Annotated in this window: 14 protein-coding genes; 10 read left to right on the forward strand and 4 right to left on the reverse strand. The window is 67.6% G+C overall.

The window, feature by feature from the left end; genetic code table 11:
• The first annotated feature begins 21 nt into the window (after nt 1-21).
• The 5 genes from QCD66_RS05885 (at nt 22) to QCD66_RS05905 (ending at nt 9,944) form a co-directional block, all read left to right on the forward strand.
• Nucleotides 22-2,484, forward strand: coding sequence for an AAA family ATPase (locus QCD66_RS05885; RefSeq protein ID WP_375733060.1), 2,463 nt, complete (start codon nt 22-24; stop codon nt 2,482-2,484).
• On the forward strand, nt 2,481-2,831 hold the full coding sequence (locus tag QCD66_RS05890; RefSeq protein ID WP_375733059.1) for a hypothetical protein: 351 nt from the start codon (nt 2,481-2,483) through the stop codon (nt 2,829-2,831). The genes QCD66_RS05885 and QCD66_RS05890 overlap by 4 nt, the downstream gene beginning before the upstream one ends.
• A gap of 181 nt (nt 2,832-3,012) precedes the next feature.
• Nucleotides 3,013-7,068, forward strand: a complete 4,056-nt coding sequence (locus QCD66_RS05895; RefSeq protein ID WP_375733058.1) for an AAA domain-containing protein — start codon at nt 3,013-3,015, stop codon at nt 7,066-7,068.
• Nucleotides 7,065-7,946, forward strand: a complete 882-nt coding sequence (locus tag QCD66_RS05900; RefSeq protein WP_375733057.1) for a hypothetical protein — start codon at nt 7,065-7,067, stop codon at nt 7,944-7,946. Before QCD66_RS05895 ends, QCD66_RS05900 begins: the two co-directional genes overlap by 4 nt.
• A 153-nt stretch (nt 7,947-8,099) precedes the next feature.
• Nucleotides 8,100-9,944 carry a hypothetical protein gene (locus QCD66_RS05905; RefSeq protein ID WP_375733056.1) on the forward strand — a complete coding sequence of 615 codons (1,845 nt, stop codon included), beginning with the start codon at nt 8,100-8,102 and terminating at the stop codon, nt 9,942-9,944.
• Nucleotides 9,945-10,125: 181 nt separating this feature from the next.
• Here QCD66_RS05905 and QCD66_RS05910 read toward each other — a convergent pair whose 3' ends face one another.
• On the reverse strand, nt 10,126-10,935 hold the full coding sequence (locus QCD66_RS05910) for a restriction endonuclease (protein WP_375733055.1): 810 nt from the start codon (nt 10,933-10,935) through the stop codon (nt 10,126-10,128).
• A 659-nt stretch (nt 10,936-11,594) separates the two neighbouring features.
• On the opposite strand from QCD66_RS05910, the gene QCD66_RS05915 reads away from it, so the two are divergent.
• From QCD66_RS05915 to QCD66_RS05925, 3 genes are all read left to right on the forward strand, one after another.
• Nucleotides 11,595-12,140, forward strand: coding sequence for a DUF6244 family protein (locus QCD66_RS05915; protein ID WP_375733054.1), 546 nt, complete (start codon nt 11,595-11,597; stop codon nt 12,138-12,140).
• Nucleotides 12,141-12,247: 107 nt separating this feature from the next.
• The gene (locus QCD66_RS05920) at nt 12,248-12,595 is read left to right on the forward strand and encodes a DddA-like double-stranded DNA deaminase toxin (protein ID WP_357528960.1); all 348 of its coding nucleotides are present in this window, start codon (nt 12,248-12,250) and stop codon (nt 12,593-12,595) included.
• Complete coding sequence (locus QCD66_RS05925; protein ID WP_375733052.1) at nt 12,582-12,800, forward strand: hypothetical protein; 219 nt, start codon at nt 12,582-12,584, stop codon at nt 12,798-12,800. The genes QCD66_RS05920 and QCD66_RS05925 overlap by 14 nt, the downstream gene beginning before the upstream one ends.
• Nucleotides 12,801-13,054: 254 nt before the next feature.
• Here the strand turns inward: QCD66_RS05925 and QCD66_RS05930 are convergent, their stop codons facing one another.
• Nucleotides 13,055-16,051 (reverse strand): N-6 DNA methylase, encoded by a 2,997-nt coding sequence (locus QCD66_RS05930; RefSeq protein WP_375733051.1) that lies wholly within the window; start codon nt 16,049-16,051, stop codon nt 13,055-13,057.
• Nucleotides 16,052-16,310: 259 nt separating this feature from the next.
• Between QCD66_RS05930 and QCD66_RS05935 the strand changes: the two genes are divergently transcribed.
• Both QCD66_RS05935 and QCD66_RS05940 read left to right on the forward strand, forming a co-directional pair.
• The gene (locus QCD66_RS05935) at nt 16,311-18,833 is read left to right on the forward strand and encodes a DUF262 domain-containing protein (RefSeq protein ID WP_375733050.1); all 2,523 of its coding nucleotides are present in this window, start codon (nt 16,311-16,313) and stop codon (nt 18,831-18,833) included.
• A gap of 19 nt (nt 18,834-18,852) precedes the next feature.
• On the forward strand, nt 18,853-19,047 hold the full coding sequence (locus tag QCD66_RS05940; RefSeq protein ID WP_375733049.1) for a hypothetical protein: 195 nt from the start codon (nt 18,853-18,855) through the stop codon (nt 19,045-19,047).
• Between the two features lie 606 nt (nt 19,048-19,653).
• Here the strand turns inward: QCD66_RS05940 and QCD66_RS05945 are convergent.
• Both QCD66_RS05945 and QCD66_RS05950 read right to left on the reverse strand, forming a co-directional pair.
• A complete protein-coding gene (locus QCD66_RS05945; RefSeq protein ID WP_375733048.1) occupies nt 19,654-20,907 on the reverse strand; it encodes a TIGR02679 family protein in 1,254 nt (417 codons plus the stop codon).
• Nucleotides 20,904-25,109: a TIGR02680 family protein gene (locus tag QCD66_RS05950; RefSeq protein ID WP_375733047.1), complete on the reverse strand. Its 4,206-nt coding sequence runs from the start codon at nt 25,107-25,109 to the stop codon at nt 20,904-20,906. Before QCD66_RS05950 ends, QCD66_RS05945 begins: the two co-directional genes overlap by 4 nt.
• Between the last annotated feature and the right edge of the window lie 12 nt (nt 25,110-25,121).

Genomic DNA, 25,121 nt, shown 5'->3' on the forward strand with positions numbered 1-25,121 from the left:
CCCATTCAGAGGAGGCACGACGTGACAGACGATCCGCAAACCAGCACCGTCGACCAGCTCATCCTCGACCACCTCGACCGCGCCGACCTGCCCGAAACGGCCCAGGACCTCATCATCGCCGCCCTGCTCGGCGAACAGCACCTCAACGACCTGCTCGGCGGAGCGGCACCGGAACGCCCCCGACCACCCGCGCCCGAACCCGAACCGTCCGAGCCGGTCGGCACCTACCTCGCCAGCATCGAGGTGACCGGATTCCGCGGCATCGGACCCACCGCGACCCTCAACCTCATCCCCGGCCCGGGGCTGACCATCGTCACCGGCCGCAACGGATCCGGCAAGTCCAGCTTCGCCGAAGCCGCCGAGTTCGCCCTCACCGGCGACAACAAGCGCTGGGCCGGCCGAAGTGCCATCTGGCAGGACGGCTGGCGCAACCTGCACGCCACCACGGATCCGCGTATCCGCGTCCGGCTCGGCGTCGAAGGCCACCGCGACGGCGCCACCGTCGAATGCCACTGGGCCGACAACGCCAGCCTCGCCGACCGCACCACGTTTCTGCAGGCCACGGGCCAACCCCGCCAGGCCATCGGAGAACTTGGCTGGGACCAGCCCCTGGAGCTCTACCGCCCCATCCTCTCCTACTCCGAGCTCGGCGGCCTGCTCGGCGGCCGGCCGAGCGAGATGCACGACTCCCTGCAGCGAATCCTCGGTCTCGGCCGGCTCGTCGACATCGAGAAGATGCTCAAGACCGCCCGCCGGGACACCGACCAGCAGCGCAAGCGAGCAGCCGAGCAGCTCCCGACTCTGAAGACCGCACTGGCCGGACACCCCGACCCGCGCGCCCGCCTCGCCGAGCACGCCCTAGCCGGTCGGGCCGCCGAACTCGGCCAGCTCGAATCCCTGACCACCGGCGGCAAAGCGGCCGACGACGCGAACGTCGTGCCGATACGCCAGCTCGACCTGCTCCACCTGCCCCACCGCGAAGACCTCGTCGCCGACGTCGACCGGCTCCGCGCCGCGCTGCGCGAGATCGACGACCTGGCCGGCACCCCTGCCGAAGAAGCTCGGGCCCTGGCCGGCCTGCTGCGCGACGCGCTGCGCCACCAGAACCACCACCCCGACCAGCCTTGCCCGGTGTGCGGGGGTCGCACCCTGGACGAGGCGTGGGCCACCGAAGCGCAGGCCCAGGTCCAGCACCTGACCGTACGCGCCGAGAAGCTCGACGCCGCCCACCGCGCCGTACGTGAGGTCCGCCGCGGCCTGCGGAATCGGATGCCCGCCCTGCCGCCCGCCCTCACTCTCGACCTCACCTCCGAACAGGTGGACACCGGCGACGCGCGGGCTGCCTGGCATGCCTGGGACCACCTGCTCGATGCCGGCGACATCACCGATATCGCTGACGCCGCCCTCGTCGTCTTCGACGCCGTGGCGGAGGCCCTGACCCTCGTACAGGCCGCGGCACGTCAGGCGTTGGAACGTCGACAGCAGGCGTGGCAGCCACTCGCCGACCAGATCCGTACCTGGATCGACCTCGAACGGGCCAGCCGGCACGCCGCCACCATGTTCACCGCCCTGAAGACCGCCGTCAGCATGATGCAGACGGCCGGCGCGAAGATCCGCAACGACAAGCTGACACCGGTCGCCGACGAGGCCACCCGGATCTGGAACATCCTGCGCCAGGACAGCAACGTCGCCCTCGGCGGGATCAGGTTGGCCGGAACCGGCCCCCAGCGTCGCGTCGACCTCGACGTGGAGGTCGACGGTGTCCCCGGTGCCGCCCTCGGCGTCATGAGCCAGGGGGAACTGCACTCGCTCGCCCTGGCGTTGTTCCTGCCTCGTGCCACGGTGCCGGAGAGCCCGTTCCGGTTCCTCATCATCGACGACCCGGTCCAGTCCATGGACCCGGCCAAAGTCTACGGCCTCGCCCAGGTCCTCGCCGACGTCGCCCAGCACCGTCAGGTGATCGTCTTCACCCACGACGACCGGCTACCCGCCGCCGTCCGCCACCTCCAGCTCGATGCCCGGATCCTGGCCGTCAGCCGTCTGGCGGGCTCCCACGTCACCGTCACCGGAAGCCGGGAGGGCGACCCCGCCCAGCGCTACCTCGCCGACGCCCGCGCCATCGCCCACGACACCGAGATGGCAGACACGGTCCGGAACTCCATTGTCTGCAACCTCATCCGTGACGCCCTCGAATACACCTGCCACGAGAAGGTCCGCATCCGCAGCTTCCGTACCGGCACATCCGTGGCGGACACCGAGGCCGCCATCACCGAGGCAGAGGGACTGCGTGCCACGCTCGCCCTGGCCCTGCTCGGCGACCGCAAGCGCGTCGGTGACCTCGCGACGGAACTGAGCAAGCTCCATCCCGCCGCCCCACGCGTAGTCAAGGCAGCCAACACCGGGGCACACGGCGGCCCGACGGCCAACCTCGACGAACTTGTCGACGACGCACGTCGTGTGGTGGAAAGGCTGAGCCGGGCATGAATCCGCAACAGCTTCTCGACCAGGCCGCAAATCTGCTCGAACACCCCCGTCCGAGCATGCGCCGCTGCTGGCAGCGCGGCTGCGCCTGCCTCACCCGGGTCGCCCTGGAACAGGCGCTACGCGCCTACTGGAATCGCGTCGCCCCGACCGTTGCGCGCTGTCCGATGCGGCACCAACTGTTGGCCCTGCCGGCCTTCGCCGGCACCGACGTGGCAGCGCTCGCCCGGACCACCTGGCACGGGCTCTCCCGGGCCATGCACCACCACACGTACGAGTTGGCTCCTACCCTCGCTGAACTTCACACCTGGCACGGCGACGTCGCGATCCTGCTCGACCGGCTGAGGTGACACAACGATCCATAAAGGATCGACAAGGCGTCGATCGTTCTGGCATCACAGGGCTTTCGGCGCCATGTCCGAAAACGGACACATTGCAGCAAGCGCTCAGCCCCTTATTCTGGAGGGCTTTGCATCGGGCCGCTGGCCCGGCGGATCTCCGTTGGCGTACGTCGAATGACATGGAGACGAGATGCTGTTGGCTCAACCGGGTGTGCTCAACCTCGTCCATCAGGCCGCCGGCCGATGGGCGGACCAATTGATCGACTTCGGTCCCCGCAACACTCTGCTCTACTCGAAAGAACGCCAGGCCACCACACTCGATCTTGCCGGAGCGGCCGTGGATGGCATAGCCGAACTGCTCCGCGGGCAGAAGGTGCGCCTACGGACGCTCTTCCCGGACCCGGAACGCCACAACACCGCCTGCAACACGGCCCGTGGCCTACGCCGGAAGCTCGTCGAACTGGAGGAGGAGCAGGGCATCCAGGCCGGCTGGGTAGCGCGCGGCCTGCTCTGCATGGTCGGGCCGTACACCCGCGGCTCCACGCAGATGCAGCCACTGCGGGCGCCGTTGATCCTGCACCAGATGGCACTGGACAGCCGTACCGCGACCGAGAACGACTTCACCCTCGAACTGCCCGAATCTCCCGAGATCAATCCCGTGCTGCTGTATGCACTCGAGCGGCAGTACGGGGTGGAGGCGGACATCACCGCACTCAGCGACCGACTGGCGGCGATGCTGACGGAGACGCCCGACGCTGACGTGCAGCTGACCGCCGCCTACGAGCTGATTGCCAAGGCCGTCGCGCCCAGCGGCCTGTCTCTCCGGCTCGAACCGACGTTGGTAGCCGGTGTGTTCAGCTTCGACAAGCTGCCCATGGTCGAGGACCTGCGAAACTCGACCGAACTGCTGGCGTCGCATCCGGTCATCGGGGCGATGGCGGGGGATCAGGAGGCCCGGCAACAGTTGGGCTCCGCTCCGGCGTACGGCCAGAGCTCCACCGCCGACCGCGTCGACCCGGCCGAGGAGTTTCTGGTCCATGACGCGGACTCGTCGCAGCAACGCGCGATCGACGCCGTGCTGTCCGGACGAAACGTAGTGATCGAAGGACCGCCGGGAACCGGCAAGAGTCAGACCATCGCCAACATCATCGCGTACATGGCCGCGATGGGTCGCAGCGTCCTGTTCGTCTCGGAGAAGCGGGCCGCCATCGAAGCGGTGATGAACCGCCTCGATGATGCAAAACTCGGCAATCTCGTGTTCGACCTCCATGACCGTAAGATCAACAAGCGGCTGGTCGCCCAGCGCATCGCCGAAGTTCTCGCCCAGGCCGGCTCCGAACCGCCGGTTGACAACAGCGAGCTGCACCGACGGCTGCGCAAGCGCCGTGATGCGGCACAGCGGCATCCGCGCGAACTACACGAGCCGAGGGCCCCCTGGGGACTGAGCGCGTTCAGAGCGATCGAGGAGTTGCTCGCTCTGCCCTCCTATGACGTCAGCCGCTACAACCTGAGCGCCTCCAGCCTCAGGCAGCTGAACAGGGAGACCATCGAGGCGGTGCGCGAGGACCTCCGCGCGTTTGTGGACCGCGAAGGACTGCGGATCTGGCGTGGAGAGTCGCCGTGGGCAAAGGCCGCGATCCACACCGCCGACGATGTGGACAAGGTCCGGATTCACCTCGACAAACTTGCTGCCGGGGCTCTTCAGGACGCACAGCAGCAGATCCGCGAACTAATCGGTCGGGCCGGGCTCGACGTGCCCGACGACCTCGCCGCCTGGACGAACTTGTTCGAGCTGCTCAGTGAGGTAGAGCGCAGTATCAGTACCTTCGGTCCCGAGGTCTTTGATCCAAACCTGGACGACTTCGTATACGCGACCGCACCGAGGCGCCTCCGGCCAGGCCGAACTGAGCCGATCGGACTCCTCCGTCGGATGCGGCTGCGCCGCGAGCTGCGCCGCGCCTGCCCGGCAGCTCCTCGCAAACGGCTCGAGCTGCACCGGGGGCTGGCCGCCGCGGTGGTTCAACGCGAGCGGTGGCAGAAGCTCAGCCGGCCGGATGCGGTACCTGCGGCCCTGTCCGGCGCCGATGGATGCATGTCGTCCTTTGTCCAGGTGCGCAACCACCTCGCCGCAGTCGCAGCTTGCGCCCGCATCGAAGGCCTCGACCGCGCACCCGCCAACACGGCGGCCAGCACCGTCGCCGAACTCCAGGCCGATCGCGAGATCCTCTTCCGGATGCCCGACCTCAACGAGCACCAGAAACGCTTCCGCGCACTGGGGCTGACCCACATGGTTGACGACCTGGCCGCGCGGCACGTCTCCAGTGACGAGGCGGCCGACACCCTGCTGCGTGCCTGGCTTGAGGTTGCTCTCGACGAGATGCGAATCCGGGTGCCGTACCTCGGCCAGTTCGTGGGACAGCAGCACGCCTCGGTAGTCGAGGACTTCCGGGTAGCCGACGCATCGCACATTGCCGCCACCTCAGCGCGTGTCCGCCGCAACGTGGCGGTGAACCTACGCAAGGTCCGCGACACGCATCCCGAGCAGAACACACTCGTACGGCAGCAGGCCGCCAAGAAGAGCCGGCACATGCCGCTGCGGAAGCTGCTCAGCAGCGCACCAGAGGTACTCCTCGCTGCGTTTCCATGTTGGGCCATGTCGCCGCTCATCGTCAGCCGTATCCTGCCCCCGCAGCGGCTTTTCGACATGGTCATCTTCGACGAGGCCAGCCAGATCGAGCCGCATGACGCCGTCGCTTCGATCATGCGTGGCACCCAACTCGTCGTCGCCGGCGACCCGAAGCAGCTTCCACCCACGCCGTTCTTCCGAAGGCTCGTCCAACAGTCGACAACGAGCGACGACGATGACCTCCCCGAAGAGAGCCTCGACGACTATGAGTCGATCCTCGACGTCATCGGCGGTCTGCTGTCGGACAAGTACCGCTTGACCTGGCACTACCGCAGCCGCGACGAACGGCTGATCGCCTTCTCCAACGTCGAGATCTATGACACGTCGCTGGTTACGTTCCCCGGAGTCCAGCGGGAAAGCCCACTCCGATTGGAGGTGGTGGACGGCCGGGTCGCGCCCGGCCAGAGCGGCTCGTCCCCGGAGGAGGTCGGCCGGGCGGTCGACCTCATTCTCGAACACGCTGCGCAACGGCCCGACGAGAGCCTGGGCGTTATCACCATGGGACAAAAGCACGCACTGCGCATCGAAGCGGCGCTGCGCAGTCGCCGACGCGAGCACGAGCACCTCGACGACTTCTTCTCCCAGGACCGCGCCGCGAGCCAGCGCTTCTTCATCAAGAGCCTCGAGAACGTCCAGGGCGACGAGCGGGACGCCATCATCCTGAGCATCGGCTACGCCAAGACCCGCGACGGACGACTTCCCCTGCGGTTTGGACCGCTCAACCAGGACGGCGGCGAGCGGCGGCTCAACGTCGCGGTCACCCGAGCCCGTAGCCGCATGACCGTCGTCAGCGCCTTCTCCCACCACGACATGGACCCGAGCCAGACCGCAGCGACGAAGAACCGTGGTCCCGAGCTGCTGCGTCGCTACCTCGAGTTCGTCGCGCTCGGCGGCGACCTCGGAGCCCGCCAACACACCGGCATCGAGCCGAACGGTCTCGAACGCAGCGTGTTGGACGCGATCAGGCAGCAGGGCATCAATGCGGTACCGCAATGGGGCGTGTCCGGCTACCGGATCGACCTCGCTCTCGCCCACCCGAAACAGCCCGGTCGCATGGTGCTCGCCGTGGAGACGGACGGCCACGCTTACCACCAGGCACACAGCGCTCGCGACCGCGACCGGCTACGTCAGCAGCACCTGGAGCGGCTCGGATGGGAGTTCCACCGGATCTGGTCAACCGACTGGTACGCCGATTCCGCCCGAGAGACGGCCCGGCTGGTCACCCGATGGAAACAGGCGGTGGACCGAGCCGACCACAGCCCACCGGTCCAGCCCACCGCTGCCCCGTCACCCCATGCCAACCGGCCAGCCGCGCCAGCGAGCCGCCGAGGGCCACGCCCAACGGTTCCAAGTGGACTGCGGATCACCGAGTACAGCCGCGGACAACTGGTTCAGCTCTTCGCCTGGCTGCTGAGCGACCAGCTCCAGCGCGACCGGGACGAGCGCATCCAGGAGGCCATGTCCGAACTCGGCTTCCGCAAGCGCGGCTCCGTGATCATCCAACGATTGACCGAAGCGCTCGAAATCGCGCAGCAGCGCGTCGACCGGGAGGCATTATGACTATCGCGCTCGACCTCCTCACCCTGGAGCGGGTCGCCCGCCTGATCTGTGACATCGACGGCCCGTACGAACGGACCGGGGCACAGATCGAGCGTTTCCTGCACCGCGTCCGCTGGCCCGGCGCTCCGCAGTACGACGGCTCGCCGCGGGTGTCCTGGCTGACCGAAGTGCTGAACGTCGGTGCCAACGACGCCGCCGCACTTGATCGACTGCTCTGCCGGATATGCGACCCGCTCGAGTACGACGAGGGCTTGGCGGCCGCTGAACCGGTCGCCCAGGAACTGAACCGCATCCTGGTCCCCGAACAGTTGACCGTGACCTACGTCAGCGGACGTCCCGTGCTCGGTCAGCTCACGCAGATGACCGACACTCCTCTCTTCGGACAGCCTCCGGATCTCCGAGTGCGGGTGGAACGACTGACCAAAGACAGCAAGGGTATCGATGTTCTCCTGGCCCGCGCCGACGAGGCAGCCATCTGCCAGAACAGCGGGGCGTTTGCTCTGGCGATCATCGGCATCGGTAGCTTCGTGGAGGGACTGCTGCACGTCGTTGTTACCGAGCACGACGACGACGTTCGTAGGAACGGGCTTGTTGGCCGCGGCGGCCGGAGAGTTCCCGCCGAACGCGCGGGCCTGCATCTCCTGCTTGACTACGCGCACCGACGGAAGTGGGTGCAGACCGATGCGAAGGACTTCATGGAAAAAGTTCGAGACTACCGGAACTTCGTACACCCGAGGCACCAGATTCAGTACGGGTTAGTGCCGGACCTGGATACCGTCCGGATGTGCTGGGCACCCGTGCACGCACTGCTCAATGATCTGGAATCCGCGCTCCTGTCGCAGGTTCCAGCTCCGATTGCCGCCCAGCCACTTACGTGAACATCTGCCGGATGGTGCCCGCGTCGATCTGCCGGTCGAGACAAACAACGGACAAGATGTCGTAGCGGAGCCGGTGGGCACCATCCGGCCGCCATGGCTAGTAGGGTGCAGGCACTCCGCTAAGCCCACTCGGCTGAAAACCCTCTCGGAGGCATGATGCTCGGATTCCGATCATTGTTCACGGCCGACCGTGAACGAGATAATTTGCTGCCGTTGGTGCGGGAGCAACTCGTCCGGTGGATCGCGAACCCCAAGGGCTGGGATCCGACAGCTCTACAGGTAGATCGGTGGACGACCATCGGCGATGATGTGCGGGCCCTATTGCTACATCACGAAGGCCGAGATGGTTCGGAGTCAGTTCGGGTACGAATCGTCGAGAATAAGTCAGAGGGTCGGTGGATCACGCAACTGACCACACATGCGCCATCCGCAAAGGACCGTGCGGCGTGGGCATGGGTGGACGTCGAATCTCCCGACCCGGACGGGACCAGCCCTGGCCGTTCCCGCCGCGCAGGTACACCCCGCTTCCTTGCACCGATTCTCGATGTTGTGGACGCATGGGACGGCGCGGCCCGCTTGACGACGCGGCCAGTCATCATTCGCGGCGACGAAGCGGACGAGGTCTACCAGGTACTGCTGGACACGAATCGGCGCGGGATCGTGTTCGTGGCGGGAAGTGACGACGCGCTGCCGTTGGGGCCGTGGGCCAACCTGATCGCAGAGCTGACCCGCTTCACGAAGGGCGTGGCGTCATGCTACGTCCTCGATGGTGAAGCGACGCGGTTACTGAACGACCGTATCGGTCCAGCCCACGCTGTGCAGCCGGGCCGGCTACGCACCTATCGTTCGCAGGTCCAGCCGGACTCGGCCGTTGACGGGCTGCGCCACCGGGTGTTGACCACCGAGCGAATCCTTGATGAGGGGGAACATCCTCGGCTAGCCCGGATGCTCGCGTCCAACGCCCAGGCGCAGGCGCTCGAACAGCCTCTGCCACCAGCCGTGACAAGAGTGCATCGTCTGCTGGAACGTATGGCCGACGACCTGTTGGTGAATCGCCTCGGCGATCGGAGCCTTGCACCGAGCGCGGTGGTGCCACCTCCACGGCTGGCGGCGGCCGTCGAAGGGCAGCGAGGCGCACTTCGTCAAGAGGTCGTCGATGCGCCGCAGAGCCTGCTGCTCGACTATCTGAAGATCAAGTTCGGCCTCGACAAGTTGACTGTCGACAGGATCGACGAGATCGCGAATTGGGCTGAAGTTGGCAGAGCATCCCAGGAGACGCAGGGTGACGTCGCGTCCCGACTGGCGCAACTTCAAACCGATCTTGACGAGGCGCAGACGGCCTATCGGGACATGATTCGCCGTCTGGAGGACGAGCAACTGGAGAATCGCGAGGCGGTCGACCAACTGACACACGCTGAAGAAACTGTGCGGACACTGCGCCGTCAGCTGGCCTCAAACGGGCAGGCGGATGTGGCTTGGACGGCACAGCCAACCGATGAAGACGTGTCCCGCCCGGACAGCTTCGGTGAACTGCTCAGATGGATGTCGAGGCTGTCGAATGTCGAGTTCACCGGCGATGCGGACCATGCCGCGGATCTTGACACTATCGACACGCTCGGAGCGTGGGCCTCAAAGACCTGGGACGCGCTGCTGGTGCTCCAGGACTACGCAGTGGCGAAGGCTGAGGGGCGTTGTGATCGGGACGTCCACGGTTTCCTGCAGCACACGCCGGATGGTTGCCACGAGTGGCCGGTCAGGCGGCATGCGCGCGACGAAAGCGAGGAGGTGCGAAGCAACCCGGCATACCGGAAAGTGCGCATACTGCCCGTGCCTGCCTCGGTCGACCCATCTGGAAGGATCTTCATGGGGCCGCACTTCAAGATCGCCAGATCCTCAATGGTCAGCCCTCGGATGCACTACCACGACGATACTGCTCAGAGTGGCCGGGTCTACGTCGGCTACATCGGCCGGCACCTACCGACAGGCCAGACGAACTGATGTCACAATGAAACGTGGAAACCTCACCGCAGCCCCGGCGTAGGTGAACATGTAGCTCGACGTCAACGATCAGGCAATTCTGACGGTTAGATCCGCAAGTGCAACCTCAAGCGTTACGAATACTGAGGCGATTCTGGAGTACCTGTGGATCCTTGAGCCTGATGACCTCCGGAGCGTCGGTTTAGTATTTGGCGCCAATGATGGCGGCTGCTCGACGGCCGCACGCATTTAGTTCTTCCACGAGAGCCAGGAATTCCCTGAGGTCGAGGTTCTGTCCGATCCTGTCGACTATCTCTCTGACCTCATGCAGTTCGTCGAGCGCATCAAGCGCCTCCTTTCCTCGGCGCCCTGGCTGGCTACTCTGAGCAACTGTCTGACGCATGATCGTCATCACCTTCGCGAAGACGTCATCGAATAAGGCCTGCGATTTGGCGGTGAGTTCTTGCGTCTTGACCGCCAGATCTGCCGTCGATTCTGGGTCTGTTGCCGATGTGGCAAGCGCGTGAGCCGCACTGCTGATTGCTGTGACATTCCCGTCAACGTCGTATTGGAAGAGGGCGACCGAGGCCTGCTCTGCAAATTCGCGAGCGGCGACAGTGTAGTCACTCAAGGCGTAGAACAGAGCCCATTGCTTGCCATGTGCGGCGCCCCTGGCCTGCTGAACTACTGGCGCACCTATTGTGCCGCTTGCGTAGTGTTTTACTTGCGCCATTGCGTCGGCAGAGACCACGTCGACTCCGCGATCGTTGCCGTTCGGGCTGGCTGTGGCATCCGCGAATCCGAGCCTCCGCATATGCCAGACCGCAAGAGTCTCGGCATCCTTCCAGTCGCGGACCGTCGGGCGCGCGTCTGCGGAGGCGTGTGGGGTGTCTCGTTCCAGGTTGCTTTCAAGGGCTTCCTCGAACATGGTCGCGTTGGCGACGGTGTCCTGAATGCATGCGAAGAACACGAAGGGGGCTGGAGTGCGTTCTTTGATGGCCTTCTCCAGCACATCCGTGGCCAAAGTGATAGATCCCAGCATTCGTTGTCGCAATGCCTCCGTCTGGGAGTCGATGCCTGTGGAGACTTCAAACGCGTCCGTAACAACGTTTGAGATGCTTCCAAGGAATGTGACGAATGAGCGTGCCGGAGTTGATCCGCTGAGAATGTGGGGTCGAATTTTCTCGTCTATCTCTGGCATTCGATAGCGAGCTGGGAGATTTATGTCCGCAGCGCTGTCGGGGCAACGCCAGAACGCCCAGCTTGCGGGCGCCGGTCCCCACTCCGGCTCTGGTTGCCAAGTTCTGGGTGGAGCCCACTCGGGCGGAGTTGTGGGCCAATTGGGAGGCGCCGTCCACCGCCCCTCAGTGGCTCTTGCGGTTTTATTCTCCCGAATCGACTTCCAGTCAGACACGTCAGTATCATCAGGGATCGCGGCCGAGGCTCCCATCATCCCTAGGGGTAGAGGTGAGAGGAAATGGGTGGCTTGACTCGGCCGACCGGCTGGTGGCTCGTGTATGGCCGTCTGGGCGGTCTACCAAGCTGTCCGTCTCAATTGGACCTCTCGTCCCTGGGTGACCGTGGAGGTCCGGTGTCCAGAGCTTGATGGCCTTGGCCTGTTTCGCGAGGGGCGGTAGGTCAGAGCTGCCTGTGTCGAGGATTATGAGTCTGGTGGAGCGGGAGGTGCATGTGTCCCTGGTCGATACCATCCAAGCCGGTTTACGAACCATCGCCGCTGGCATTGGCCGTGCAGAGGAGATGGCCGCCTCCGTTGATCATGATGCGCGACAGGTTGCCTCGCAGGCGGTGGCGACAGGCTTTGTGAGAATCGCGCAGAACATGGTCGGGGTTCGTGAGGTGCTTGGCCAGATCCGGGCCGGGGTCGGTGGCCTGGCTGTGTTGGCGGGTGAGGCCACAACGGTCTTGGCTGCCGTTCCGCGGCAGTCGACCCCGCAGGAAACCGTCGCGATGCTCGCCCCAGTGATAGAGAAGCTCAACGGTATCCATGACGGGGTCGGTGGTTGTATCGGGCAGGTCGACCAGACCAAGCAGATTACTGCGGCGGTCCTGCAAGGTGGCGATCCTGGGCCTCTGCTGGCCAGGCTGGATGCGATTGTTCAGATCCTGGCCGTGGTTGGTCAGCACGTTAACGCTGCCAGGGAGCAGGTCTTGGCGGCGATTGGCGAGGCGAGAAGGACCGGTAGCTCGGGAAACTGACTCCGGGTGGCGGGCAGAGTGCCGTTCCGCCACCCGTGACAGCACCGGCTCGGATACCACCGACCCGGTCCGCGATCGAAGAGATCCGTCGGTACGTTGGGCGAGATGTGGCCGCGGGGCGGTTGTACGACGTGGACGGGCGACCGTTGACGCCGGTCGTCGGGCCCGGCGACACCGGCGCGGCCGAAGATCTTGCCGAGCCGCGCCGATCGATGCGGTTCGTTCACCACGTGGAGTCGAACGCGACCGCGTACATGCGCCGGCACGGCGTGCGCTCGGCAGTCCTCTACATGAACATGCGACCTTGCCAAGGGGAGGACGGCTGCACCGAGAACCTCAAGGCGACGCTGCCGGTAGGTTACCGGGTGACCGTCTACCAGGTATACGCCAACGGGTCTGTGCGGTTGTGGGACTTCAAAGGGACCGGGGAAGGGCTGACCGATGATCGACGCTGACGACCGCCAGGTGCAGGCCGACTCCGCAACCCTGGCCGCACTCAACGAGCGGGTGCATGACCTCGACACACACGAACTGACCGCCTACGCCACGTCACTTGGCGTTCGGCCACCCGACGACCGCCCCGGCTGGTACATAGTGCTGGAGTACGCCCCAGATCTGACCGAGCGCGGTCTGTTCTGGGTCGGCCCCGACGACGAATGACGGTCGCGATGCCCGGATAGATGACGCATGGTCCCGGTGCGGTAACCCAGGGCAGAACGATCCAAGTGCACCGGATGTCATCGAACCCATATATACCCGCACAACGACTCTCCGTCGACCATGATCGGGATTCGCCGGAACCATCGCTGTTGCGGCTCTCACCTGAAGGGACAAAGGCTGTTTCCGGCCAGGCTGTGCTGATCAGGGCCGCAGTGCCACGGCCGGGAAGTGCCGGCAGACGAGGTCCGGGGCCGTTATCCGAGCAGCTCCGTGACAATGGCCTCGATCTCTGTGGCCGCTGGGTGCCGAGCGAGTTCAGCTCGGATCTGGCGGCGCATCGTCACGAAGTTTATGCCTTCGTCGAAGGCGAGCCCGGCAACAGCTTGGCACTGCTTACGGCCGAGATCCGCGAGTCGCTGGTGTACCGCGTTCCCACCGTCGTACAGCGGGATTGGCAGATTCCACAGGTGCTTGTCGATGTGCCGCTCGTCCTTTCCGTAGGACATCAACGGACGAGCGAGTGCGGTGAGAGCGGGGCTGTTGAGGATTGCGCTGAGGTAGTGGCCTTCGGCTTGGGTGTGAATGGTGCAGTAGTAGAGGCCGTGTTCGATGAGTGCGGCTGGGTCGTTGACGATGGCGGCGGCGACGTGCATGCCGGAAGCGGCGTAGGCCAGCCGGAGCGGTGGCGCGGGGAACTGGGCCGTGAGTTTGCGCCGGAAGTCGAGCTGCTCGGCCAGGCTGAGCCGGCCATTGCGACGGTGTGCCTTCCAGACGGCTTCCGCCTGCTGCCACCAGTCGGCGAGGCCGGGATGGTGGTCGAGCCGAGGATCGGTGCCGGTCAGCAGAACGGAGCCGTCGAGCGGCAGTACCGCTTGTTTTGGCGGCAAGATCCGGTATGGCAGCAGACTCTCGCCGAGCAGCACCGGCCGGATGAACTCCGCCTCCACGACGCCCTCCAAGTTGGGCAGATCCCTCCAGGGCGGATTTTCATAGTTGCTGCGCGCCGAGCGCACGGCGCGGCGGCCTGTGCTGAGGCCCAGCGGTCCTCCGGTCCCTGTTTCGACGAAAAACAGGAGTTTGGGGAAGATCGTCGCGCCGTTCTTCACGTGCGGTTTGTACGGCGACTCGGCAAGCGACGCCCTCCCGTGCGCCAGGTCGACGCGCTCGCGGTGGATGAAAGGCTCGACCTGCTTCCACGTCCTGGCATCGGCCGGAAGGCGTCCGGTCCACCGCTCGGTCACCGAAGGCAGCCGGCGGTAGGTGCTCAAGGTGGCGCGGCCGCCGAAAACGACGCAGGCGCCTCGCGGAAATGGGTGAGGGCGTAGCCGGCGCAGATCCCAGGAATCGGTGAAGGCGACGGCAGCCGGCTCGACCTCGTCCTTGTACCACCCGCTGCGGAAGCCCTCGTAATAGTCGCGGTCGAGCACGGGGTTGGGAAGGACGAAGGCGAACGTCCCGCCGTCGGTGAGGTACTGCTGGACCGATCGTGCGACGAAGAGGGCGGACAGGTCCTGGTGCGTCGCGAACTGCCGGCCGTGCCACAGCCCGCGGTCGTTGGAGAGCCGCTTGAAGCTGGCCTGCATGTCGCTGGGCATGTGGCGATAGGAGAGCCACGGCGGGTTGCCGATCAGGACATCCACCCGGTTCTCGTCCTTGGCCAGCCAGACCGGACGGGCCAGGTTACGCAGGTAGTAGCTCCAGATGTGGTCACGCCCCTCGTCGTGGAGCCGGCACATCGCCTCGAAGGTGCCGAGGATCATCGGCTGATCGGCCGGCTCGATCTTCATCCGATGGAAGAACCCCGCCAGCGACGGTGGACTGTCCGCATCCCGTGGTTTCGCTGCAATGCTGGCAAGCCGTGCGACGATCTGGTCGAACCGGCTCGGCTCGTTGAGCAAGTCCTTCGGGAAGCGGAGCCAATCCTCGACCTGGCTCGCATTGTGGCCGGCGCTGATCCGGATGTGGTCCTCCGTGAAAAGATCCCGGCGCTCCCGCCACTGCATGCTGTCGCCGAGGTACACCGGGACGGTGATGGTTCCCCGCTGGTCGGTCAGGCGCCGGTGCCCGATGGCGAGCAGGTAGGTCACCCGGGCGAGTGCCACGGCGACGGGGTGCAGGTCGACGCCGATCACCTGATGGGTGAGCATGGTCAGTGTGGCGTCGAGCGGAATGCCCGCCGTTTCGGCCGCAGTGAGGTATCGGCGTACGGCGTGGAAGAGGAAGGTGCCGGAGCCGCATGCGGGGTCCAGCACCCGTTGCCGCAGCGGGGCGGTGACGGCGGTGTCGACGATTTGCTCGGCGAGCCAGTCCGGTGTGTAGTACTCGCCCATCCGTTTGCGTGTTTCCGAGCCGATCATCGACTCGTACAACACCTTGAGGATGTCGTGGTCGGCCCTCGCCCACTCGAACCGCGCCAGCCGGCGAGCGAGCCCGTGGATGAACTCCCGGCCGCCGGCCACCTCCGTGGTCCAGCCGAAGAAGTCGTGCTCGACCACGCCCAGAATGCCGGCCTGGTCGAACCGCTGCCCGGTGATCAGATCCTGCGGCTGCAACTCCATGACGTCGATACCGACGACCAGATGCGCGATGATGTGCGCGCTGTTCATGAGCAGCGTGTGCTCCACGAACAGGTCAGGGTCGTCGACGAACTGCGTACCCAGCGCACTGCCCAGCAGTTCCGCCCACAACTGCCGCTTCAACCTAACGGTCGGCGACTGCGCGTGCTCGTCGTACAGCGCGGCAAGCGCGGCGCGGTCCAGCTTGTGTGACGTGCTCGCTGCCCCGAGCCGCCGGGCGATCTCGGCGGGGGTGGGTCGGACGCGCTGGCTCGTCGCCAGGACGCCCTCCAGCCAGTAGAACAGCGCCAGTCCGTCGGGCCGGGCGGCAGTCACGGTGTGGCTGTCGACCAGGGCCAGGAAGCCGGCCCGCAGTTGGTAGGCACGCCAGGTGGCGCCGTCGGTGAGGATGCCGACGTACGTCTGTCCGGTGTCCTGGCTCCGCGACCTGACATAGCCCGTCAGTTGGTGCTCGGCCTCCTGGAGGGCTCGGCCGGGCTGGAGCCGCTTCTTGACCTCGATGACGGTGAAGCCGACCTCGATGTCGATGCGCCGGCCACGACCGGCCGGAGTTTCGAGTTCGACGTCGAGTACGGAGGCGTCGAGCCCGAAGTCGCCGGCCAGCAGAAGGTGTCGGATGTCGGCCTGGAGGGTCGCCTCGCTGCGCGGGGTGCGGCGATCGGCGATGCGCGCCACGAGGGATTGCAACGCATCGGGGAGGCCCTCAGATGAATCTGACCTGGTCGAAGTGCGGCGGCTCCGGCTTCCGTTCGGCGTACCGTCTGAGCGTCCCATACATCAGTCTGGATATTGACCGCAGTTGGATCCAAGAGGTTATGGGCTACTGTCGGGTTCTCGACAACTACTTGCTGTGGCTGCTGGTTGCTCCGCCGACCGACGCTCTGGTTGTCTCTCTGGTTCAGGGATAGGCCACAGTGGTTGAGGAGCCAATTGCATGGTCGCGGCACACGAGACGACGCTGCGGGAGCTGCTGGAGGGCGCGAAGCAGTATCGGGTGCCGCTTTACCAGCGGACATACTCATGGACGGACGCCCAGCTTGACCGCCTGTGGGAGGACATCCGCAAGCTGGCCGAGGAGCGGGTAGAGGATCCGAGGCTCACGCACTTCATCGGCTCACTGGTGCTGGCGCCCAGCCCCACGAATGGACCAGCGGGGGTCTCCGAATACCTGGTGGTGGACGGTCAGCAGCGGCTCACCACCCTTTCTATCCTGCTTTGCGCAATCCGCGACCATCGGGCCCAGCACGAGGACCCCGACCATCGGGACCGCATCAACCAGGAATACCTGATCAACAAGTACAAGCCCGCCCACCGGTTGAAAATCGTCCCCACTCAGGCCGACCGGCCCGCGTACGAAGCGTGCTTGGACGCGACCCCACAGGCGGGCGGGACCGACCGGGTCGGTGCGGCGTACCGGTTCTTCATGGCGCAACTCGCCGCCGTTGACGACCCGGACGACCCGCTCGACATGGAGCGCATTGAGGCCGCAGTGATCTCGGGGATGGCTCTGGTTTCGGTTGTCGCCCAGGCCGGCGACAACGTCTACCGAATCTTCGAGTCGCTGAACAACACCGGCCTCAAGCTCACCCAGGCCGACCTGCTGCGCAACTATCTCTTCATGCGGCTGCCGAACCGCGGCGAGGCCGTCTACAGCTCCCTGTGGTTCCCGCTGCAGCAGCAGTTGGACTCCGGGGAGCTTGAGCAGTTGTTCTGGCTCGACCTGGTACACCGCAACCCTGAGGTCAAACAGACCGACACCTACACCGGCCAGCAGGCACGACTCAACGGGTTGCACACCGAGGCGGAGATCGAGGCCGAGGTGCGTCGGTTCTGCCGACTGGGCGCCCTCCTGCGGGTCATCCTGCATCCAGAGGAGGAAGGCGATCCCGAGGTACGGCGGCGGCTTGCCAGACTCAACGCCTGGGACACGACCACCGCATACCCGCTACTGCTGCACCTGCTCGATCGCCGGGAGCAGGGGACGGCCACCTCCGAGCAGGTCGCCGCGGCGATGCGGTACGTGGAGAGCTTCTTCGTCCGGCGCTTGCTGATCGGCCGGGCCACCGCGAACATCAACCGGATCTTGTTGCGGATTGTGACCGACATGCCTGCGGATCTTCCGGTCGACGAGGCGGCACGGGCATACCTGTCAGTTGGCCGGAAACACTATGCCAGCGACGCCAGCGTTCGGGAGGCGGTGCGGTCCATCCCGTTCTACCTGAACGGACGCGCCACCCAGCGGAAGTTGGTGCTCCAATGGCTGGAAGAATCGTTCGGCAGCAAGGAACCGGTGGCGTCGGACACGCTGACCATCGAACACGTCATGCCGCAGAGTCCCACCACGGAGTGGCGGCAGATCCTGAGCGAGGATCTGCAGGGCGAGGAGAGTTTCGCCGAGGTACACGAGGCCCTGGTCCACACGCTGGGCAACCTGACCCTCACCGGCTACAACGCCGAGCTGAGCAACAGTTCCTTCCTGGTCAAGCGGGCCCAACTGGGCAAGAGCGGAATCTCGCTCAACCAAGAGATCGCCGCGCAGAAGCGCTGGGGACGCCCGGAGATCTACGCCCGCGGGGATGCCCTCGCCGAGCGAATCATCGCCTACTGGCCCGGCCCCACGGAGGAGGCGGGCAACCGGTCCGAGGTGCCCTGGGACGTCATGAACAAGGCGCTCGCCGCACTGCCCGCCGGCTCCTGGACCGCGTACGGCGACGTGGCCGCGCTGATCGGCAGCCATCCTGTGCCGGTCGGCGCCAGGCTGGCCAGCCATCCGGCGCCGAACGCTCACCGGGTGCTTCAGGCCGAGGGCACCGTGTCGCCCGGCTTCCGCTGGCTCGATCCGGCGCGCACCGAGGACCCCCGCGATCTGCTACGCGCGGAGGGGGTGGAGTTCGACAAGTACGGGCGGGCCGGCCAGGCTCACCGCTTCGGCGCCGAGGAACTGGCCCAGCTTGCCGGCATGCCACAGCAGGATGCGTCCGGGCAGCTTCTCCGCCCGCGGTCCCGTCGTAACGATCTGCTCGATGACCGGTTCGTCGAGCAGTTGACAGACCTGCAGGATGCGCAGGTCGTGGTCGGCACGCTGGCCGTCATAGAAGCCTGGACCGAGATGGGCGGCCGTCTGCTCTATGGCTCGGGCGGCGAGACGTCGTGCTTTCTCATGGCTCGGGGCAAGGACCACGAGCTCGGCAACATCTGGCCCGCGGCGATCTACCCGAGCGGGAAGTTCGAGATCGTGTTCCAGTACATGAGTATCAGGACGCCGTTCGACGACATTGCGCTTCGGGAGGAGTTCCGCCAGCGGTTGAACGAGCTACCAGGCGTGCAGATCGCCGCCGCCAAGCTCGCCCTACGCCCCGGGTTCCCGCTGGACGTCCTCGTCGATGCTAAGGCCCGTGAGGCGCTGATCGAGCACCTCGGCTGGTTCTATGGGCTCGCGGTGCAACCTGGAACCTGACCTTGCTGACGACCGCCGGGTGCAGGCCGAGCCCGTAACCCTGGCCGCCCTCAACGATCGGGTGCACGACCTAGACACACACGAACTGACCGCCTACGCCACGTCACTCGGCGTCCGGCCGCCCGACGACCGCACTGGCTGGTACATCGTGCTGGAGTATGCCCCCGACCTGACCGAGCGCGGTCTGTTCTGGGTCGGCCCCGACGACGAATGACCATCGCGTGTCTGGACAGACGGCGACACGGAATCCGGGCGCTGGTTTCGCGTGTACTTCCCCGGACCATCCGACCGCGCGAGGAGGGCAGGGTGGGTGCTCCTCGGGTGCTCGGACGCCTTGGACGGGGTCGTACTCGTGTGGACCGGGCGGGACACCGTCTCGAAGAACCGGGGGATTGGCCGCGAACAAATGGACTCCCGCGACCCGGTTGGACCCGTTGAGTCGATCATGACTGCGCTCTTAATCCGCGGGTTCGGGTCCCTGGCGGCGCACCAACAATCAAGGCTATGACCTGGGATTTCAAACCAGATCAGAGTCGTTCTCGTGTTTGGGTTCGGGGGCGGGTTCGCGGTTCTGGCTGCTGCGGCTGGCCTCCTGTCGGCGTTCCGACCCCGTCAATGGTGACCAGGGGAGTTGGTTCTTATGGGTACGGTGGCGCCGCGTGTTCGCCTACCCCGACGGCCAACTCGCCGACGGCATCACTGGACGCGACCCCCGACGAATTGACGGAGGCGACCACTGAGCTGACAGCTGAGCCCCGCCTGGATCCGATGTCGCCACGGGTTCGTCGATGCGTGTCGCGTGCGCTCGGTGTCCTCGACGTCACCTCGAGCCGGCCAGGTCGGCGAGGAGCGCGTCGAGGACCAGTTCCTCCTCGACGCGCGCACCGTGCCCGCGCATGAGCCGGGTCAGATCGGCGTCCCAGCCGGCCTCGACCGGCTGGCCCGTCAGCGTCCCCGGCGTGGCGTCCGCGACCGCAACCCGGTACGCCGCGGCGTCGTACCGCCAGGGCTGCCACGGGACACGCGACCGCAACAGGTTGGCGATCCGCAGGCCGCCCCAGTCGAAGTCGCCGTGGTAGGACAGCTGTGCGCCGCCGGCCGCGAGCGCGGCCAACAGCCGCAGCGCCGCCGTGCTCGGCTGCCCGTTGACGCAGACCAACGGTGGGCACGCCGGACCGAGCCGGTCGGCCGCGGCGGCCAGCACCGTGGGGTTCTCGCAGACGTGGACGTCGCCAGCCGGAAAGCTCGGTCGCTCGCGGCCGAGTTGACGCAGGGTCAGCACGAGCGGTTCGCCGGTCATGGCGGCCGGCGCGGTGAAGGCGTGCAACCGGCTGCCAGGGATCGCCGTCACGTTGAGCACCAGGACCGTCGACGACAGCTCGTCGACGAGCACGCCGGCGCTGTCCCACAGCGCCCGCCGCCGCTCGGCCGGGGAGGTCGGCTCGTCGTCGCCGGGCCACCAGACGGCTCGTACGGCCGACAGCACGAGGGTGGCCAGCGGGCGGTCGGAGTCGAGGGCGTGGGCGTCGCCCGTCGCCCGTACGGCGAGCCGGGCCAGGGGAACCCCGTCGGCGGGCAACGAAGCCAGGACTTCGACGAGATCTTCGGCGAGCCGGCCCGCCACGGCCGGCGTACCGGACAGCCGGCGCAGCAGCGTGCCCGTCCCGCGATCGGCGCACCAGTCGGCCAGTTCCGTCCGGTACCGGCCGAGCCGCTCCAGCGGCGCCGCCGCGGTACGCCAGGCGGCCGCCTCGGCGGCGCGGATCTCCGCGCTCACCGGCACCGGCCCGGTGAGCCGTTCGACGGCGGCGGCCAGCCCGTCCGGGTGCATGCCGCTGCGACGGACCACCTGGTCGAGGTCGTCGAGGCTGATCGTCACGGAGGTGCCGCGCCCGGGCCGCCGCCCCAGCAGCCGTTGCACCGCCAACCGTTCGGCCGGCGTCGGCTGGCTGAGCGAGAGCGTGCCGGTCAGCGGCTGACCCCGGGCCATCCGCTGCCGTAGCCGCTGGACAAGCCGTTCGGTGTCGGCCCCGCCGAGCTGGCGGCGCAACCGCTCGACGTCCGGTTCGGTCACTCGGTGGCCCACAGGTCGGGTTGCGCCGAGGCGCCCGGCCCGGCGGTGTCGTCCGGTGCGCCGTCGGGGTGTGACGTCCGCTGGTGCGGCAGCGGAACGTCGACGCGGCGCAGCCGGTGCCGTTCCCGCCCGTCCCACCGCCACGGGGTGACCAGCACGGCGTCGATGCCGTCGTGCCGGGCCAACTGCGCGATGCCGAGACCCGGCACCTGCGGATAACAGCCCCACTCCCGCTCGCTGGTCATCACCACGTCCAGGTCGAAGGTGGCGAGCAGCCCGAGACACTTGGCCCGAGAGTCGTCGTCCACCCCGGCGAACGCTTCATCGAGGGCGATCAGGCGCGGCGCGTACGGGTTGCCCGCCGAACCGTAGTACGAGGAGGCGGCGGCGAACAGCGGGATGCTGGCGGCCAGCACCCGTTCACCGCCGGAGGCGGGACCGGTGGCCGGACGCCACTGCCCGTCCTGGTGGCGCTGGATCGCGAACTCGTGCCAGGCGCGGTAGTCGAGCGCCCGGGTGAGCTGTTCGTGCCAGGTGGCCGCCTCGTCGCGCAACCGTTCCCGCCCGATCTGCTCCTGCAGGAAGGCGCCGATCGCCCTCCGGTCCTCGTCGTTCCACACGTCGGTGCTCTGCCGCAGCTGCCGGGCGCGCAGCTCGGCGAGGCCCGGCGGGGCGTCCCGGGTGGGCCGCCACAACAGCCGCAGCCGCATGCCGGTGGAGGTGGGCCGCTCCTCCAGTTCGCCGTTCATCGTCGCCACCTGTTGTTCCGCTCCGGCGACGAGTTCCTGGAGTGCCCCGGCGACCTCGTTGACGAGGTGGGTCTCCAGCACCTCCCGCTCGTGGGCGGAGAGCACCCGCTGTCGTTCCTCGATCTCGGTGACCAACGCGGCGGACAGTTCCGCGACGGAGCGGTTGTGGCCCTGGAAGATCACCTCCACGATCATGGTGTCCTCGCGGACGGCGGGCAGCACCTGGTGGCCGTGCCGGGACAGGCTGTCGGTGAGGACCTTCATGTCCAGGCTCACCTGCTGTTGGACGCGTTCCCAGGAGCGGTCGGCATCGTCGACGTCGGCGAGCAGTCGATCGACACCCCTGGCCACGAGCACGGCCGGCGTCGTCGCCCACGGCTGTCGCGGATCCGGGACCTCCTGGTCCGGGCAGGCCAGTCCGATCAGGCCGGTGCCGGCGAAGGCCCGCAGCACCTCGACGGCGGCGTCCCGCGACCGGGTTGCCTCGTCGAGTTCCTCGGTCAGCCGGGTACGTCGCCCGTTGGCGTCGCCCCGGGCGTCCCGGGCGTCGCGTTCTCGCTGCTGGGTCTCGTGGCGCTCCCGCTGGCACGTCTTCTCGGCGCCGGCCACCTCGCGGATTTCGCGTTCCAACTCGGCGACGGACGCTCCGGCGGTCGCGTCGAGCGTCTCGAACTCCGTCCGGGCCAGCCGGGCCTGCTCGGCCGCCTCGGCCGCCTCGATCGCGGCCGGTTCGAGCCGGTCCAGCCGTTCCTCGTACGCCCGCCACGCCTCGTCGCGGCGCCGCGCCGCGCCGCGTACCCCGGTCAGGGTGGGCCACCAGGCGGCGAGCGTCACCTGGTAGTCCTGGAGACCGTCCCGGGCCGCGGCCAACTCGTCGACGTCGTACGGCAGGCCCACGTCAGCGGCGAACTCGGTTGCCTCGTCCAGCGCCGTCTGGGCGGCACCGACCGCCTCACGGAGGCTCGCCGTCGCCTCGTCGCGCTTGCCGATCGTGTCCCGGCGCATCTGGTGGGCGCCGCGCACCAGGGTGTGCGCCTCGCGCAGCGGCTGATCTGTCGGAAGACCTTCCGCCTCCCGGCCGACCCGTCGCCGGCGCTCGTCCAGTGTGGAGCGCTGCTCGGCGAGGTCTGCTGCCACCACGGCCAGTTCGTCAGCCTCCTGGCGCAGCGCGGCGACCCGTGCCCGGCGGGCCGCCTCCCGGGCGCCTTCGCCGATGTGCTCCGCGTCCGCTTTCGTCCACCGCCCGGTGACGACGCCGATGCCGAAGCCGCCGTCGGTGCTGACCCAGGTGTCCGCCCCGGAGTCCGCGCCGAGGCCGATGGCGGCGAGTACGGCGGTCACGGTCCGCTCGGTCAGCGCGGCGGCGTGCGGGTCGGCCACGTCGATGGCCGGCCGCAACAGTGTCCCGAGGTTCGTGCCCACCTCGGCGGTGGGCCGCAGCACCGCGTCTCCGCTGGCCGTATCCCGCACCGTGCCGTCCGGGTCGACCCACGCGTCGAGCACCCCGGCCGCCTCCAGCGCCGCCTCGATGCCGGCGCGCGCGACGGGTGGCACGTCGGAGGCGAAGTCGACGACCCGCCACAGCGGAGCGCCCGGCCGGCCGAAGCGTGCCTGCGGGGAGCGGGTGTGCGGTGTCGGCGGCGGCTGGTGCGCCCCCTCGGTCAGCCGGCGCAGCTCGGCGTCGATCTCCCCGGTCCGTTCTGCCACCTGGCGCTGCTCGGCCTCCACGGCCGCGTCGGCCCGGGCGATCGCCTCGGCAGCCGACCGAACGGCCACGGTGACCTCCCGGCTGGCCGGATTGTCCCCGTCCAGGGTGGTCACCCAGGATTCGAGCCCGGTCAGCACCGCCTCCGGGTCCGCGACCGGCAGCTCGACCAGTCCGGTCAGATACTCCCCGGTCCGCCGGACCAGCGCCTGACCCTGTTCGACCGCCACGGCCTCGGCGTCGGTGATCGCCTCGTCGGCCGCAGCCACCTCGGCGTCCAGCCGGTCGACCTCACCCCGGGCCCGGTCGGCCCGGCTCCGCGCCGCGTCGGCGGCGGCCCGGAGCCGGTCGAGGGTACGCAGCGCGGCCCGCCGCGCTGCGATCAGCTCGTCGGCGGCGCGGCGCGCCTCGTCCAGCCCGCCGGGAGAGCCGCCCGGTTCGTCCCCCAGGGCGGCGAGCACCCGGTCGCGGTGCCGGTCGGCGATCCGCGCCGTCGTCGCGCTCTGCGCCACCCTCGTACGCGCCGCGTCCTCGGCTACTTCGGCCGCACCCAACTCCTCGGCCAACTGCTCGACGGTACGCCGGGTACGTGTCACGTCCGCCTCGATGTCGCGCAGGCGTTCCGCCTGACGGTCGGCGAACGTGGCCCGCTGACCTGCCGCCTCTCGCAGCCGGCGCAGGTGCTCGGCGGTCCGCGCCTCGGGGCTCTCCGTCAGCGCCCGTCGGCGCGCGGTCAGCTCGGTCATCCGTGCGTCCAGCTCCACCAGTCGGGCTTCGGCCTGCCGTACCCGCTCGTCGGCCTGCTCGTATGCCCGCTGCGCCTCGCCGAGATCGCGGCCCAGCTGCTCGTACCGGCTGTGCTGCTGCCGCAGCATTGCGGCCTTGCGTCTCGTCGCGATGCGCGCGTACTGCCGGTAGCGGGTGAGGAAGTTGTCGCCGGCCTTCTTCGTCTCCCGTAGTTCGGTCAGGGTCTCCCGCTCGTCGTCGAGACCGCGGAACGCCTCCGCCACCTGGGTGATCAGGTTCTCGTCCAGCGGCGGCAGCGCGTCGCTGAGCGCCCGGGACAGGCTCTTCTCGTCCGGGCGCTTCGACAACTGCGGCTGCCGCAGCCTGATCAGCAGGGACACCAGCGCGTCGTACCGGTTGCCCAGGCCGAACAGCGCCTCGTCGACTGCCCGTCGGTAGTCGACGGCCCGTTCGTAGACCATCCCCGCCGGACCGATCGCGTCGCGCAGCCGGTCCCTCGTCAACGCCGTGCCGGTGGCGGTCAGCAGCTGGAGGTCCGCGCCGACCCGTTGACCGGTGACGAAGTACCAGTGCCGGGCGATTCCGCGCCCGGCCACCGCCTTCAGGCCGCAGCCCACGGTCAGAAAGCGGGGGGTGCCGTCGACATCCCGGCGACCGAACTCCAGCCAGGTGTAGCCGGTCCGCTCCGGATGCGGGTGCCGCCCGCCGAGCAACAGGTTCCACTCCATCCGCTTGTGCGGATCCCCATCGGGCTCCACCCGGTACGGCGCGAGTTCGCCGTCCAGCAGGAACGGCACCGTCAACGCGAGGACCTTCGACTTGCCCGTACCGTTGTTGCCCCGCAGCAGCAGGCTGCCGCCGTGGAAGTGGAACTCCTCCCGGTCGTAGTAGAAGATGTCGACCAACCCTGCCCGCAGCGGCTGCCACCGTTCCCGGTCCGGCACCGGGAGTTCCCAGCCGGATGTCGACATCGATGCGGGGGCGGCGGCAGCGGCGGTCACGGTGACGGTTGC

The organism is Polymorphospora sp. A560, from assembly GCF_045781765.1.
GTDB classification, from domain to species: domain Bacteria; phylum Actinomycetota; class Actinomycetes; order Mycobacteriales; family Micromonosporaceae; genus Polymorphospora; species Polymorphospora lycopeni.